Genomic DNA, 14,746 nt, shown 5'->3' with positions numbered 1-14,746 from the left:
AGGGGCCCATGGCGAGGCCACGGACACCGGACCCGGCGACGGGCAGGCCGATGCCGCATCGGTCACGGGCTGTCTCGACGTCAGGACGACTGTTTGGCCTCTCCCTGGGCTGCCCGCAGGTCGGCCAGCAGCTCCGCCTGCCCGGTCAGCACGCCGGACAGGATGATCCGCGCGACCCGGAGCAGTTCGGCCACATGTGGGCTGGTCAGCGAGTAGTACACGGTCGAGCCCTCCTTGCGGGTGACGACCAGGTTGGCCCGGCGTAACACCGCCAACTGCTGCGAGAGGTGCGCGGGTTCGATGCCGACCTCGGGCAACATCTCCGCGACGGAGTGCTCACGTTCGCTCAGCAGTTCCAGGACGCGGATACGGGCCGGATGCCCGAGGGTCTTGAAGAACTCGGCCTTGAGTTGGTACAGCGGCGTGCTCATCGTGCCATCGCCTCCTCGGGACAGCCGTACGTCAGCACTGGCCGGTCCTCGGCGCATCGCACCCGCCCATTCATGAACACCATGGTGCTCATCCTCGCTCGCGATTCCCGCCGGACAGAATCCGGCCGCGGATTCCGGGCCGTGGGAATCCCGACCGTGCCGTCCCGGAAGGCACACGACCAGCCAGTAGGTGTACGGCGCGCGGGCGTACCTCCCATGTCGCTGAGCCGATGAGGGAGGGCGGCGGCCTCGGCTCCGGACGCGTCGACCACGTACCGGGTGGCGGGGGAGGCACTCATCGGGGCACCTCCTCGTTGTCGCCCGTGGACCCGGCCGTGCTGGTGCTCCTGGTCCGGACCGTGGTCCTGGTCCTCGGGGTCGGTACGGCGGACAGGACTCCGGTGGATTCCAGGTGGGCGCGCGCCCCCTGGATCGCCTCGGGGGTGGTGTCGTACTCGCGCTCCTCCTCTCGGAGCAGGTCCAACAGGCCGACGGAGTCGAGGACTTGACGCTGGCCGGGACGTATTCCGGAGAACATGACGACGATGCCGCGCCGGTTCAGCTTCTGGACCGCGTCCTTCAGGACCAGCGCACCGGTCGCGTCCATGGTCGACACCCGGGACATCCGCAGGATCACGACCCGTACGTCCGCCACCTCGGTCAGCTCGAGCAGGAAACGGTGGGCGGCGGCGAAGAACAGCGGCCCGTCGATGCGGTAGGCGACGATGTGCTCCGCCAGCAGCGCGTGCTCCTCGGCGCTGTGGTCGCCCCGGTCCAGCGGGACCTCGTCGAGGCGGGCCTGCGCGGCCACGGCCCTGAGCGCGAGGGCCCCCGCGACGACCAGACCGATGATCACGGCGTACACCAGGTCGAGGACGAGGGTGGCGGCGGCGGTCAGAACCAGGATCAGCGCGTCCGAGCGGGTCGCCCTGGCCATCGCCCGCAGCGAGCCGACTTCGACCATGCGGATCGCGGTGGCCAGCAGGACGCCCGCCAGCGCGGCCAGCGGAATCTTCGAGACCAGCGGCGCTGCCGCGAAGACGATCACTGCGAGGACCACGGCATGAGTGAGCGCGGCGAGCCGGGAACCGGCGCCCGAACGGACGTTCACGGCGGTCCGTGCGATCGCGGCCGTGGCCGGGACGCCGCCGAACAACGGGGCGGCGAGGTTGGCGACGCCCTGCCCGAACAGCTCCCGGTCCGGGTCGTGCCGCTGGCCGACCGTCATGCCGTCCGCGACGGTCGCCGACAGCAGCGACTCCAGCGCGGCCAGCGCCGCCACCGCCACGGCCGGGGCGAGCAGCGAGGACAGCGCCGACAGGTCGAGGAACGCCAGCGAGGGTGCGGGCAGGCCGGCGGGAAGCTCTCCGATGGGAGTGGCCGCGTCCAGGTGGAGGACCTGCGCCAGCACGGTGGCGACGATCACCGCGACGATCGAGAACGGAACGGTCGGCCGCCATCGCGCACCGAGCAGCATGACGAGCGCGACACCCGCAGCCAGCATGAGCGCCGTCCAGTTGGGATGGAGGACGAACGTCTCGACGGCCCGCCAGGCGACGCTGAGAACCTTGTCGCCCTCGGGTCGCGCCACCCCCAGCGCGTTCGGCAACTGCTGCAGTCCGATGACGCAGGCGATACCGAGTGTGAAGCCCTCGACGACGGGAGCGGGCACGTACCGCATGTACTTGCCCGCACGGGCCAGGGCGAGCCCGATCAGGAGCAGCCCGGCCAGCAGCCCGACGGTCAGTACACCGCCCGGCCCGTACCGGGCGACGATCGGTACGAGGACCACGGTCATCGCCCCGGTCGGCCCCGACACCTGCAGATTCGATCCGCCGAACACCGCGGCCAGCGCGCCCGCGACCACCGCGGTCGCCAGCCCCGCCGCCGCACCGAGGCCGGAGGAGACCCCGAAGCCGAGCGCGAGGGGGAGCGCCACGATCGCCACGGTCAGTCCGGCGAGGAGATCCCGGCGCGGATCACGGACCATCGCCTCGACGTCGGCACGCACGGGCAGCAGGGACCGCACCGACCCCCATGCGCGGCTTGCGCCGCTCATTCCGTCGTGGCCTGGTACAGCGAAACGGACACGTCCGGCTCCCTCTTCCGCTTGACTGCCTGGACGGACGCAGCTATCTGCGAACACAGCCAACAAAGCATCTAGGCAATTGCTAAATTAAGCAATTCAGCATCCCATGGCGACCGGCCGGCCGCCATGGGATGTCTGTCTGTCCGACCGCCACCGCCACCGCCACCGCCACCGCCTCCGACGCTCCCGTTCGGCGGCGCGGGTCGCGGGGGCTCGACCGTCCTCGCAAGCGATCCGGAGCCTCCCTGGACACGCCACCTTGATGTCGGATTCTCGCCAGCTCCGGTCCGGCCCATCGCCGATGCTGGACGTATGCGGAACGCGATGCACACCGACACCGAGCACTGCGTACGTGCCGTCCAGTCCAAGGACGCGCGCTTCGACGGCTGGTTCTTCACGGCGGTCCTGACCACCCGGATCTACTGCCGGCCCAGTTGCCCGGTGGTGCCGCCCAAGCCCGAGAACATGACCTTCTACCCGAGCGCGGCGGCCTGCCAGCAGGCCGGCTTCCGGGCCTGCAAGCGATGCCGGCCCGACACCAGCCCCGGCTCACCGGAGTGGAACCAGCGCGCCGATCTCGTGGCCCGCGCGATGCGGCTGATCGGCGACGGGATCGTGGACCGCGAGGGCGTCCCCGGCCTCGCCGCCCGCCTCGGCTACAGCACCCGCCAGATCGAACGGCAACTCAACGCCGAACTGGGCGCCGGCCCACTCGCCCTCGCCCGTGCCCAACGCGCCCAGACCGCGCGGCTCCTCGTCGAGACGACCGCACTGCCCATGGCGGACGTCGCCTTCGCGGCCGGCTTCTCCTCGATCCGCACCTTCAACGACACCGTCCGCGAGGTCTACGCCCTCTCCCCGAGCGAACTCCGCGACCGTCTCCCGAATGCACGCACTGACAAGACACGCACCGACAAGACACGCACCGATGCGCGTCCGAGCAGTACAGGCGGGCCCGTCGGCACCCCGGCCGCCCTGAACCTCCGCCTCCCCTTCCGCGCCCCGCTCAACCCCGACAACCTCTTCGGCCACCTCGCCGCGACCGCCGTACCCGGCGTGGAGGAATGGCGCGACGGCGCCTACCGCCGGACCCTGCGGCTCCCGTACGGACACGGCATCGCCGCCCTCACCCCGAAGCCCGACCACATCGCCTGCCGCCTCACCCTCAGTGACCTGCGTGACCTGCCCGTCGCCATCAGCCGGTGTCGCCGGATGCTCGACCTGGACGCCGATCCGGTCGCGGTCGACGAGCAGTTGCGTACGGATCCGGTGCTGGCGCCCCTCGTCGCGAAGGCCCCGGGGCGACGTGTTCCACGCACGGTCGACGAAGCGGAGTTCGCCGTACGGGCGGTGCTCGGTCAACAGGTCTCCACGGCCGCCGCCCGTACCCACGCGGCTCGTCTCGTCACGGCCTACGGCGACCCGGTCGACGATCCGGAGGGCGGCCTCACCCACCTCTTCCCGACCCCGCAGGCCCTGGCCGCCCTCGACCCCGAGTCCCTGGCCATGCCCCGCACCCGGCGGACCACTTTCACCACTCTCGTCGGTCAACTCGCGGATGGCGTCCTTCACTTGGGTGTCGAGAGTGACTGGTCGGAGGCCCGCGCCCGGCTCCTCGCCCTCCCCGGATTCGGGCCCTGGACCGTCGATGTCATCGCGATGCGTGCCCTCGGCGACCCCGACGCGTTTCTCCCCACGGACCTCGGAATCCGGCGCGCAGCCCAGGAGTTGGGCCTCCCGTCCACGCCGGCAGCCCTCACCGCACGCGCGGCGACTTGGCGACCGTGGCGGGCGTACGCGGTCCAGTATCTGTGGGCGACGGACAGCCACCCGATCAACTTCCTCCCCGTATAAGGCATATGGCGTTTGACGTATAAGGACGTGAGGAACAGCAGTGAAGCAGCACACGGTCATCGACAGCCCGTACGGCCCCCTCACCCTGGTGGCCGACGACGGAATCCTCTGCGGTCTCTACATGGTCGACCAGCGCCACCGCCCGCCCGAGGAGAGCTTCGGCGCACGCGACGACACACCCTTCGGGGAAGTGGCCGACCAGCTGAAGGCTTATTTCCAGGGCGGGTTGAAGGAGTTCACCCTCGAACTCCGCCTGCCCGGAACCGACTTCCAGCGCAGCGTCTGGGAGCAGCTGTGCCGTATCCCGTACGGCGAGACCCGCTCGTACGGCGAACTCGCCGACGCTCTCGGCAATCCGAAGGCATCCCGTGCCGTGGGCCTCGCCAACGGCAGGAATCCGGTCGGCATCATCGTGCCCTGCCACCGGGTGGTAGGCGCCGACGGCAGCCTCACCGGGTACGGGGGCGGGCTGGAGCGCAAGCAGCGGCTGCTGGACTTCGAACGGGGGCCGGCGCTCTTCTAGCTCCTCCCGCGGCTTCTGGACCTCCTGCACCTCCTGCACCTCCTGCGCCTTCTGTCCCACGCCTCACTCGAAGGACCTTCGTCCCGCACCTTGTCGCCCGCCACACCTCGGCGCATGATGTGAAGCGCTTTCTGTCGCGTTCATGGCAATAATCTGGGCGGGTGTGCCGATGGGCGCCCGCTTCGAAGGGCGGTAGACGATGGAGTTCACCAGCCGTTCCGCAGATACCGCGCCGTCCGCTTCCGACCGCGTGAGCAGACGGCGCGTACTGCAAGGGGCCGCCGCGGGCGTGGGCGTGGCGGCCCTGTCGGCGGGCGGGAAGGCGTCGGCTGCGCAGGTCGAGGCCACTGAGCGGCAGAAATTCAGCCTGAATCTCGACTGGCGGTTCATCAAGTCGAATGTCGTCGGCGCCGAACGGATCGCGTTCGACGACTCCGGATGGGCCGTGGTCAGCGCGCCGCACACCTACAACGACGTGGACTCCTTCGACAACTGGATCGGCAGCTCGGGCGAGTCCTCGGTGGCGATGCAGCCGACCTGGTACCGCAAGCGCTTTCAGTTACCGGCCGAGCAGTCGGGCCACAAGGTGATCCTGGAACTGGAGGGCATCCGCCAAGCGGCGACGGTCCACCTGAACGGTGTCCTGATCGGCAGCTACGAGGCCGGCGTCACCCCCTTCGGCTTCGACCTCACCGACGAGGTCCTGTTCGGCGCCGACAACGTGCTCGCGATCTGCGCGGACAACACCAAGTGGCGGCCGGAATCCGCCACCGCGATGCCTTTCCAGTGGGACACCCGGGACTTCAACCCCACCTTCGGAGGCCTCACCCGCAACGTCATCCTGCACGTCGTCCCGAAAACCCACTTCACGCTCCCGCTCTTCAGTAACCTGGGCACCACGGGGACCTACGTCTACCCGTCCGCCGTCAACGTCTCCGGCCACACCGCGACGATCAACGCGGAGGCGCAGATCAGCAACGAGGAGGACCGGTCCCGGACGCTCTCGGTGACGGCCGAAGTCCTCGACGAGCAGGGCGCGTCGGCCGGCACGCTGCCCGCCTCGACGGTCACGCTGGCCGCCGGTACCAGTCATGTCTTCAAGGTCGGCAGCCGGATCAGCGGGCTGAACTTCTGGTCGCCGTCGTACCCCGCCCTCTACACCGTGAGGTTGACGCTCGCGGAGGGGACGACGGTCGTGGACACGTACACGGTGCGCACCGGCTTCCGGAAGGCCGAGTTCCGTGGTGGGGCGAGCACCGGCGGCGTGTACATCAACGACAAGCAGATCTTCCTCACCGGCTACGCGCAGCGCGCCACCAACGAATGGGCGGTGCTCGGCGACGCCGTACCCGAGTGGCTGCGCGACCATGACGGCCGGCTCATCCGGGAGAGCAACGCCAACCTGATCCGCTGGATGCACCTCGCCGCGCAGCCCGCGAACATCCGGATGACCGACCGGTACGGACTGGTGTCGGTCCAGCCCGCCGGGGACAAGGAGGCCGACGCCACCGGTGTGCAGTGGGACCAGCGCCTCGCCGCGATGCGGGACGTGATGATCTACTTCCGCAACAGCCCGAGCATCCTGTTCTGGGAGTCGGGCAACAACTGGCTGTCCGCCGACCACCAGCAGCAGATGCGCGCGCTGAAGCAGACCTGGGACCCCAGCGGCATGCGCGCGATCGGCTCCCGGGCGACCTCCGACAACTCCGCCTACGGCGGCACGGCGGCCGTGGACCAGTGCGAGTACATCGGCACGATGCTCAACCGCCACTACAGCGACTACGCCCGCGACCGCATGCCGCTCATCGAGTCCGAGTTCACCCGCGACGAGGCCCCGCGCCGCGTCTGGGACACCGCCTCCCCACCCGACTTCGGCTACGTCACCGGCCCGGACGTCACCTACCACTGGACCTCGGAGGACTTCGCGGCCACCGTCGCCGCGAGCACCCGCTACGAGTTCTGGAGCCAGCGCATCCAGGGCCCGGGCAACCGGCGCTACTCGGGGGCGGCGGCCCTGACCTGGGCGGACTCCAACCAGCACGGCCGCCAGTACAACTGGGAGACGTGCCGCCTGTCCGGCCGCGTGGACGCGGTGCGCATCCCCAAGGAGACCTACTACACCCACCGCGTCATGCAGAGCCCGACCCCCGACCTGCACATCGTCGGCCACTGGACCTACCCGTCCGGCACCGTGAAGCCGGTGTACGTCATGGCCGCGGGCGTCTCCCGGGTGGACCTGCTGGTCAACGGCAGGACGGTCGGCACGTCAACCTCCCCCCAGTACGACTTCCTGCACACCTTCACGGACGTCGCGTGGCAGTCCGGCACGATCACCGCCGTCGGCTACGACTCGGCCGGCACCGAACTGACCCGCGCCCAGAAACAGACGACGGGCACACCGGCCGCCCTCCGTCTCACGGCACACGTCTCACCCGACGGACTGAAGGCCGACGGCACCGACGTGGCGATGATCGACGTCGAGGCGGTGGACTCGGCGGGCCGCCGCGTACCGACCGACCAGACCCGCGTGGACTTCACGGTCACCGGCCCGGCGAAACTCCTCGGCGGCCACAACCCGGGCGTCCCGTACAGCGTGTTCCAGTCCTACGTCAGCACGGAAGCGGGCATCAACAGGATCTTCGTACGCACGACGCGCACCGCCGGTGCCATCACGGTCCGCGCCACGCGCAGCGGCCTGGCCGCCGCCGCGGTGACGGTCACTTCCACACCTGTCGTGACGACGGGGGGACTCACAGAGCCCCCGCCGTCGTGAACTCCACGCGCCTAGGCTGCCCCGGACTCCCTCAGCTCGCCCAGCAGTTGGGGCAGGGCCGTGCCGATCGGTTCCCGTACGACCTCGTCGGCCCGGTCGTCGTACGGGGTCGGCTCGGCGTTGACGATGACGAGCCGGGCGCCATGGTCGGCGGCGACACCGACGAGCCCGGCGGCGGGCTGGACCTGGAGGCTGCTTCCGACGGCGATGAACACCTGGCAGGCCTTGGTGACGGCGAGGGCATCACCGAGGACGACCGGGTCGAGGCGCTGACCGAACATGACGGTCGCCGACTTCAGGATCCCACCGCAGATGAGGCAGGCGGGGTCGTCCTCGCCGGCCTCGACCCGGTCGAGGGCGTCCTCCATGGGCCCGCGAGCGTGGCACTTGGTGCACACGAACTCCCTTGCGGTGCCGTGCAGTTCGAGTACCTTCCGGGCCGGCATCCCGGCGAGCTGGTGCAGCCCGTCGACGTTCTGCGTGATCACCCGCACGGGGACCCCGGCCCGCTCCAGCTCGGCCACGGCCAGGTGCGCGGCGTTGGGCTCGGCCTGGAGGGTCCGGTTCTGCCGCCGCATCTGCCAGGAACGGCGCCGGATCTCGGGATCGCCCATGTAGTAGTCGTACGTCACGAGCTTCTCGGCCTCGGGATCCCGCCGCCACAGGCCGTTCGGGCCGCGATAGTCGGGGATCCCGGAATCGGTCGAGATGCCGGCGCCGCTGAGCACGGCGACGAGAGGCTTGGTCATGTTGCCGAGGGTAGGTCCCGGGGGTTCGGGGCAGCGACCGGTTAACGGCCCGAGGCCCGTCTCCCGCAGCCGGTGTACGAACAGACGCCCGGTGTTAGGGTCCGCCCATGGCAGCCAAGGTCTCCGTCTCGCTCGACGCCGAACTCGTCGTCGAAGTCATGGTGCTCGCGGGCGTCGGGAACCCGCAGGACGCCGTCGAACTCGTCGTACGTGACTACATCGCCCGCGGCCACCGCACGGAGGCCCGTGTCGCCGAGCGCGACGACTGGCGACGGGCGGCGGACGATGTGACGCCGCCGGACGTCCAGGGCTGAACCGCGTCCTGGGGTGCTCGTCAGGCCACCCGGCTGCCGTTCTCCAGTTCCGCCGTTCCCCCGCCCTCCGCCAGGACGTCGAGGGCGTGCAGTACCCGGCGGCCCAGGGAGCCCTGGAGGTACCCGGCGAGGTCCTCGCGCGCTACCAGCCGCCACGACAGCAACTCCTCCTCCTGCAAGGTGATCGACTTCAGCTCGTCCTCGCCGAGGACGCCACCGTCGTACAGGTACGCCACCAGCGGCGGGTGGCCCGCGATGTGGACCCAGTCGACGGCCAGCAGACGGCCGAGTTCACGGTCGAGGCCGATCTCCTCAAGGGTCTCCCGGCGTGCCCCCTGGCGCGGGGTCTCCCCGTCGTCCGACTCGATCGTGCCGCCCGGAAGAGCCCAGCCCTCACGGTAGTTGGGCTCGACGAGCAGGATCCGTCCGTCGGCGTCACGGAAGAGCGCGGCGGCGCCGGCCAGGACACGGGGCAGGCCGGCGATGTACGTGGCGAAGTCTTGAATGGTCATCCGGGAAGCGTAACCAGGGGAGATGACCCGGAGACGTCCGTCGATGTTCCGTCACACCTGCGGGTGCGGTCCGTCACTTCGCGCACTTCGCGCGGGCACGAACGCCCGGGCTGTGAGCGGCCGGGAAGGCATGACGGGGCGGGTCTCCTGCGGTTAAGGTCGCAGCGGCGCGACTGCCCTGACGTGTACGGGGCCGAGAGCAAGGGGAATACAGGGTGGCGGACGCTGCGGTTTCGGCGAAGGTGACAGGCGCGCGGACGACTCGGGTGCTGATCGCCGCCGACAAGTTCAAGGGATCGCTGACGGCTGTGGAGGTCGCCGAGCGGGTGACCGCCGGGCTGCGCAGGGCCGCCCCCGGTGTCGAGGTCGAGTCGCTTCCCGTGGCCGACGGCGGCGACGGGACCGTGGACGCCGCTGTCGCCGCCGGATTCGAACGGCGTGAGGTACGGGTCGCGGGGCCGCTCGGGCACGAGGTGACGGCCGCGTTCGCGCTGCGCGGCGACACCGCCGTGGTGGAGATGGCGGAGGCGAGCGGGCTCCAGCGGCTGCCCGCTGGCGTCTTCGCGCCGCTCACGGCATCGACGTACGGCTCCGGAGAACTGCTGCGGGCCGCGCTCGACGCGGGCGCGCGCACGATCGTCTTCGGGGTCGGCGGCAGCGCCACCACCGACGGAGGCGCGGGCATGCTCTCCGCGCTCGGCGCACGCTTCCTGGACGCCGACGGCGAGTCCGTGCCGCCCGGCGGCGGCGGCCTGGACGGACTCGCCTCGGCCGACCTCTCGGGCCTCGACACCCGCCTCGCGGACGTCGACTTCGTGCTGGCCAGCGACGTGGACAACCCGCTGACCGGGCCGAAGGGCGCGCCCGCGGTGTACGGCCCGCAGAAGGGCGCCTCCCCGGACGACGTGGCCGCCCTGGACGAGGCCCTCGCGCACTACGCGAAGATCCTGGAGACGGCGCTCGGCGCGAAGGCCGCCGGGTACGCGACCGCGCCGGGTGCGGGCGCCGCCGGTGGCATCGGTTACGGCGCCCTGGTCCTGGGCGCCCGGTTCCGGCCCGGCATCGAGGTCATGCTCGACGTCCTCGGCTTCGCGTCCGCGCTGGACCGCGCCACGCTGGTGATCACCGGCGAGGGCTCCCTCGACGAGCAGACCCTGCACGGCAAGGCCCCGGCCGGCGTCGCCGCGGCGGCCCGGGCCGAGGGCCGCGAGGTCGTCGCGGTCTGCGGGCGCCTGGCCCTGCGCCCGGAGGCGCTGGGCCGGGCCGGCATCCGCCGCGCGTACCCCCTGACGGAGATCGAGCCGGACCTCGCCAAGTGCATCTCCGACGCCGGGCCGCTCCTGGAACGGGTCGCGGAGAACATCGGACGGGACTTCCTGGTCTGAGGCCCGCAGGGCGCCGACCGCGTCACTGGGCAAGGCGTGCGGTCTCCTCCTGCGCGCCCGCCGGCCCCGACAGCCGGTACGCGTCCAGCGCCAGCGTCATCTCGATCAGGTCCCGTGGTCTGGCCAGCGACCGGGACGTCAGCTGTTCCAGCCGCCGCAGCCGGTTGAACACCGTGTTGCGGTGGCAGTACAGCCGCCCCGCCGCCCGGCCCGCCGACCCCTCGCAGGCCAGCCACACGTCGAGGGTCTCCAGCAGCACCTCCCGGTCGGCGGGCTCCAGCCCGACCAGCGCGCCGAAGACGGCCGAGACCAGCCGGTTCGCGAGTTCCGGCTGGCTCACCACCAGCGCCGTCGGCATCCGCTGATCCAGGCGTACGACCTCACTCGCGTCCGGCAGGCAGGTACGCAACGCCAGTTCGGCCAGCCGCCGGGCCCGCCCCAGCTCGGCCAGCCCCGGTACGACGGGACTGATCCCGCCCGCCCCCGAGCACCGCCCGCTCAGCGCCTGCGCCACCGCGTCGAGCCCCTGGTCGGGCCCCAGCAGCACCACGCCCACCTCCTGGTCGGCCCGCATCCGCCACACGAACCGGTACCCGGCGCCCCGTAACGGCCGGTGGAAGGCCTCCCGGGGATCCCGCCGCTCCGCCCGCAGCACCACCACCGCGTACGCGCCCCGCTCCGGCAGATCGAGCCCCGCCGCTGCCCTGGCGGCCAGCCCCGGTGACTCCTGACCGTCGAGCAGCGCGTCCAGTAAGGCCTGCAACTGCTCGTCCGTGCGCCGCCGTAACTCCATCTCGGTCGCCCGGTAGGCCTCGGACGCCGTCGCCGCCTGCGCGTCGATCGCCGCCCACACCAGGGTCGCCGACCGCATCAGGACGCCGAGCCGTTCCGGGTCCTGGCCGCCGACGCCCTCCAGCAGCGCGTCCCAGACCAGATAGCCCGCACTCCGGTACGCGTGCACCAGCAGTTCCAGCGGCAGTCCCTGCTGGGCGCGGCGCCGGCCCGCGTCCTCCGCGTACTCCAGGTCGCGGCGCGGGGAGCCCCGGGGTGCGGAGATCGTCCCGATGCCGATCCGCATCGCCTCCTCCGCCTCCCGCCACTGCTGGTCGTACGGGAGGACCTGGCCGTAGACGGGGGAGTGCTCCGACAGTTGCCGCACATGTTCGTCCACCAGCTCCGGCACCCGTTCCAGCAGCGCCGTGCAGGAGTCGGCGAGCACCTGCCAGTCATGACCCGTACGCCTTCTGCGCGGTCCCATGAACGGAGGATGCCACCCTGCGCGCACCTTCGGCAGGCCCCTGACACGCAGCGTTGTGCGCGTGCACAACGGGTGGGGGAGCCGACTGGTCCCCGGCCACGTTTCGGCGCGGGTTCGGTCGCGACCCGTGGACGGACGCCCGCCCCGGTGCTGGGGTGAGCGCCACACCGGACGTGTGTGCGGGAGGGAGCAGACGCCATGGGCGGTGGGACAAGGGGATCTCCGGACGGCCCTACGGGCGGTTCCGCGGGCAGATCTCCGCGTGGGGCTTCGGGCAGCTCTCCGGGTGGCGCCGATCTCGTCGTACGGGATCTGTCGGTCGGGTACGGGCCCGTGCGTGCCCTTCGCCGGGTGTCGCTGGAGGTGCCCGAGGCGGCCGTCGTGACGGTGCTGGGCAGCAACGGCGCAGGCAAGTCCACGCTGTTACGGGCCATCAGCCGCACCCTCTCCTTCCAGGGCGGGGCGACGACCGGCGGCACCGTCACGCTCGGCGGCCGCCGGATCGACGGGCTCGCCCCCGACCGGGTGGTGGCCGCCGGTGTGTCCCAGGTCCCGGAAGGGCGGCGGGTGTTCGCCCGGATGACCGTCGCCGACAATCTGCGCGCCGGAGCGCTCGGCGCGAGCGGCGGACGTGTGGAACGGGCCGCCGCCCTGCGCCGCGTGCACGAACTGTTCCCCGTCCTCGCCGAGCGCGCCCAGCAGCGCGCCGGACTGCTGTCGGGCGGCGAGCAGCAGATGCTGGCTGTCGCGCGTGCCCTCATGGCCGCCCCCAAGGTCCTGCTCCTCGACGAGCCGTCACTCGGCCTGGCCCCGCTGATGGCCGCGCGGATCGCCGACACCGTGCGCGAGATCAACGCCCAGGGCACCTCCGTCCTGCTCGTCGAACAGAACGCCGCTCTGGCGCTTCGGCTGGCCACCCAGGCCTATGTCCTGGAGGTCGGGGAGGTCACCCTTTCCGGTCCCTGCGCCGAACTCGCCGCCTCCGACGAGGTACGGCGCCGCTATCTGGGCGTGGTGGACGAGGACGCGGCGGCGGACGCGGCAGGGGCGACGGGGGCGACGGGCGGAGCGGGTGCGTCCGGGTTGACGCGGTCCACTCCGAGGTTGACCAGATGGGAGAGTTGATCCACATTGACCACACTTGACGGACCGGCGTCCACCATTGACGCCCACGCCGTACCCTCCCTCAACGTTGATCACCTCACCGTCCGCTTCGCCGGCCTGCTCGCCCTCGACGACGTCAGCTTCACGGTCCGCCCCGGCACCGTCCACGCCCTGATCGGCCCCAACGGCGCGGGCAAGTCCACCTGCTTCAACGTCCTGTCCGGTGTCTACCGGGCCACCTCCGGCAGCGTCCGCTTCGGCGAGCACGAGCTGACCGGCATGGCCCCGCATCGCATCGCCGGCCTCGGTGTCGCCCGTATCTTCCAGAACCTCGCCCTGCCGCCCCACGCCACCGTCGAGGACAGCCTGCTGCTCGGCCGCCACCGGCTGACGAAAACCGGGTTCGTCGCCGCCGGACTCCGGCTGCCGTCGGCGGCACACGAGGAACGCAGGCACCGCGCGCGCGTGCGGGAGATCGCCGAGTTCGTCGGTCTGGAGGCGCACCTGGGACGCCCCGCCGGCTCCCTGCCCTACGGGCAGCAGAAGCTCGCTGAACTCGCCAGGGCCCTGTGCATGGAGCCCCGGCTGCTGCTCCTCGACGAACCGGTGGCCGGGATGACCGCCGACGAACGGCGCCGGGTCGCGGCCGTCATCGCCGGGGTCCGCGACAGCCTCGGCATCTCGATCGTCCTGGTGGAGCACGACATGGGGGTGGTGATGAGACTCGCGGACACGGTCACGGTCCTGGACTTCGGCCGGCTGATCGCGGACGGGGCCCCGGCGGACGTACAGAACGACCCGGACGTCGTACGGGCCTATCTCGGTGAGGAGGCCACCCCATGAGCACCTTCGCCGAACTGCTCCTCAACGGCATCTCCATGGGCAGCGTCTACGCCCTGATCGCCCTCGGCTTCGTCGTGATCTTCCGGGCCACGGAGGTCGTCAACTTCGCGCACGCCTCACTGCTGCTCGCCGGCGGCTACGTCACCGCCTCCCTCCACGACGACATCGGCTTCTGGTTCGCTCTGCTCGCGGGAATCGCCGGTGCCGCGCTCGTCGGCGCGGCCGTGGAGTTCCTGGTGATGCGCCGTGCCAGGGGCGGCGACCACAGTGTGCTGGCCATCGTCACCATCGGCGTCGACATCCTGCTGACCACCGAACTCACCCGCCGCCTCGGTACGGACGTCCTCGCGCTCGGCGACCCCTGGGGCGACGCCGTCCTCACCCTCGGCCCGATCTCGCTCGCGCACACCCGGATCGCCGCCTTCGTCGCCGCGGCCCTGCTCATCACGGCCTTCCTGCTCGCGTTCCGCTACACCAGCTGGGGCGTGGCGATGCGCGCGGCGGCCGAGAGCCCGGAGACGGCGGCCCTGATGGGGGTCAGGCTGGGCCGGGTCTCACTCGGCGCCTGGGCCGTCGCGGGCGGACTCGCGGCCGTCGCCGCCCTCTTCCTCACCGTCTTCCCGACCCCGGGGCTCGAACGGGCCACCTCGCTCGCCGCGTTCAAGGCGTTCCCGGCCGCCATCCTCGGCGGCCTCGACTCCACGACCGGAGCCCTCGTCGGCGGCCTGGTGGTCGGCGTCACCGAGTCCCTCGCCACCGGTTACCAGAGCGACCTGGCCTTCATGGGCCGGGGCCTCGGCGACCTCGCGCCCTATCTGGTCATGGTCGCGATCCTGCTCGTCCGGCCCGCCGGGCTCTTCGGCACGAAGGAGCCCGCCCGTGTCTGACGTCCTCGCCGACCGGGCCGCCAA

Annotated in this window: 13 protein-coding genes; 8 read left to right on the top strand and 5 right to left on the bottom strand. The window is 71.4% G+C overall.

The features are described from left to right. Nucleotides 1-80 precede the first annotated feature (80 nt). Entirely contained in the window at nt 81-431 is a 351-nt protein-coding gene (locus G3I71_RS29640) for a metalloregulator ArsR/SmtB family transcription factor (RefSeq protein ID WP_164319252.1), read from the bottom strand. Nucleotides 432-726: 295 nt separating this feature from the next. Next, entirely contained in the window at nt 727-2,490 is a 1,764-nt protein-coding gene (locus G3I71_RS29635; RefSeq protein WP_164319250.1) for a SulP family inorganic anion transporter, read from the bottom strand. Nucleotides 2,491-2,832: 342 nt separating this feature from the next. Between G3I71_RS29635 and G3I71_RS29630 the strand changes: the two genes are divergently transcribed. The 3 genes from G3I71_RS29630 to G3I71_RS29620 all read left to right on the top strand — a co-directional run bounded on the left by G3I71_RS29630 (nt 2,833) and on the right by G3I71_RS29620 (nt 7,670). Next, nucleotides 2,833-4,374: an AlkA N-terminal domain-containing protein gene (locus G3I71_RS29630; protein ID WP_275409291.1), complete on the top strand. Its 1,542-nt coding sequence runs from the start codon at nt 2,833-2,835 to the stop codon at nt 4,372-4,374. A 40-nt stretch (nt 4,375-4,414) separates the two neighbouring features. Next, complete coding sequence (locus tag G3I71_RS29625) at nt 4,415-4,897, top strand: methylated-DNA--[protein]-cysteine S-methyltransferase (protein WP_164319248.1); 483 nt, start codon at nt 4,415-4,417, stop codon at nt 4,895-4,897. 250 nt (nt 4,898-5,147) lie between these two features. Continuing rightward, on the top strand, nt 5,148-7,670 hold the full coding sequence (locus tag G3I71_RS29620) for a DUF4982 domain-containing protein (RefSeq protein ID WP_343243112.1): 2,523 nt from the start codon (nt 5,148-5,150) through the stop codon (nt 7,668-7,670). A gap of 11 nt (nt 7,671-7,681) precedes the next feature. Here G3I71_RS29620 and G3I71_RS29615 read toward each other — a convergent pair whose 3' ends face one another. Next, complete coding sequence (locus G3I71_RS29615) at nt 7,682-8,419, bottom strand: Sir2 family NAD-dependent protein deacetylase (protein ID WP_164319246.1); 738 nt, start codon at nt 8,417-8,419, stop codon at nt 7,682-7,684. Nucleotides 8,420-8,526: 107 nt separating this feature from the next. On the opposite strand from G3I71_RS29615, the gene G3I71_RS29610 reads away from it, so the two are divergent. Next, the gene (locus G3I71_RS29610) at nt 8,527-8,733 is read left to right on the top strand and encodes a DUF2191 domain-containing protein (protein WP_164319244.1); all 207 of its coding nucleotides are present in this window, start codon (nt 8,527-8,529) and stop codon (nt 8,731-8,733) included. Between the two features lie 20 nt (nt 8,734-8,753). Here the strand turns inward: G3I71_RS29610 and G3I71_RS29605 are convergent, their stop codons facing one another. Further along, nucleotides 8,754-9,245: an NUDIX hydrolase gene (locus G3I71_RS29605; protein ID WP_164319242.1), complete on the bottom strand. Its 492-nt coding sequence runs from the start codon at nt 9,243-9,245 to the stop codon at nt 8,754-8,756. 266 nt (nt 9,246-9,511) lie between these two features. Between G3I71_RS29605 and G3I71_RS29600 the strand changes: the two genes are divergently transcribed. Further along, a complete protein-coding gene (locus G3I71_RS29600; RefSeq protein WP_164319390.1) occupies nt 9,512-10,630 on the top strand; it encodes a glycerate kinase in 1,119 nt (372 codons plus the stop codon). Between the two features lie 22 nt (nt 10,631-10,652). On the opposite strand, the gene G3I71_RS29595 is transcribed toward G3I71_RS29600, so the two are convergent. Continuing rightward, nucleotides 10,653-11,888 carry a CdaR family transcriptional regulator gene (locus tag G3I71_RS29595; protein WP_164319240.1) on the bottom strand — a complete coding sequence of 412 codons (1,236 nt, stop codon included), beginning with the start codon at nt 11,886-11,888 and terminating at the stop codon, nt 10,653-10,655. Between the two features lie 333 nt (nt 11,889-12,221). On the opposite strand from G3I71_RS29595, the gene G3I71_RS29590 reads away from it, so the two are divergent. The 3 genes from G3I71_RS29590 to G3I71_RS29580 are packed head-to-tail and all read left to right on the top strand — an operon-like array spanning nt 12,222 to nt 14,722. Continuing rightward, on the top strand, nt 12,222-13,013 hold the full coding sequence (locus tag G3I71_RS29590; protein ID WP_343243111.1) for an ABC transporter ATP-binding protein: 792 nt from the start codon (nt 12,222-12,224) through the stop codon (nt 13,011-13,013). Between the two features lie 36 nt (nt 13,014-13,049). Further along, entirely contained in the window at nt 13,050-13,835 is a 786-nt protein-coding gene (locus G3I71_RS29585) for an ABC transporter ATP-binding protein (protein WP_164319388.1), read from the top strand. After that, entirely contained in the window at nt 13,832-14,722 is an 891-nt protein-coding gene (locus tag G3I71_RS29580; RefSeq protein ID WP_164319237.1) for a branched-chain amino acid ABC transporter permease, read from the top strand. Before G3I71_RS29585 ends, G3I71_RS29580 begins: the two co-directional genes overlap by 4 nt. The last annotated feature ends 24 nt before the right edge of the window (nt 14,723-14,746 follow it).

Origin of the sequence: Streptomyces sp. SID12501 (assembly GCF_010550245.1) — a bacterium.
Taxonomy (GTDB): Bacteria; Actinomycetota; Actinomycetes; order Streptomycetales; family Streptomycetaceae; genus Streptomyces.
Note: the sequence above shows the minus strand (reverse complement) of the source record. Positions and strands in the feature narration are given on the sequence as shown.

Excerpts from the sequence above, each read along its gene's own strand:
- G3I71_RS29640 (WP_164319252.1), bottom strand. The coding sequence starts at position 431 with ATGAGCACGCCGCTGTACCAACTCAAGGCCGAGTTCTTCAAGACCCTC.
- G3I71_RS29580 (WP_164319237.1), top strand. The coding sequence starts at position 13,832 with ATGAGCACCTTCGCCGAACTGCTCCTCAACGGCATCTCCATGGGCAGC.
- G3I71_RS29610 (WP_164319244.1), top strand. The coding sequence starts at position 8,527 with ATGGCAGCCAAGGTCTCCGTCTCGCTCGACGCCGAACTCGTCGTCGAA.
- G3I71_RS29615 (WP_164319246.1), bottom strand. The coding sequence starts at position 8,419 with ATGACCAAGCCTCTCGTCGCCGTGCTCAGCGGCGCCGGCATCTCGACC.
- G3I71_RS29630 (WP_275409291.1), top strand. The coding sequence starts at position 2,833 with ATGCGGAACGCGATGCACACCGACACCGAGCACTGCGTACGTGCCGTC.
- G3I71_RS29595 (WP_164319240.1), bottom strand. The coding sequence starts at position 11,888 with ATGGGACCGCGCAGAAGGCGTACGGGTCATGACTGGCAGGTGCTCGCC.
- G3I71_RS29605 (WP_164319242.1), bottom strand. The coding sequence starts at position 9,245 with ATGACCATTCAAGACTTCGCCACGTACATCGCCGGCCTGCCCCGTGTC.
- G3I71_RS29635 (WP_164319250.1), bottom strand. The coding sequence starts at position 2,490 with ATGAGCGGCGCAAGCCGCGCATGGGGGTCGGTGCGGTCCCTGCTGCCC.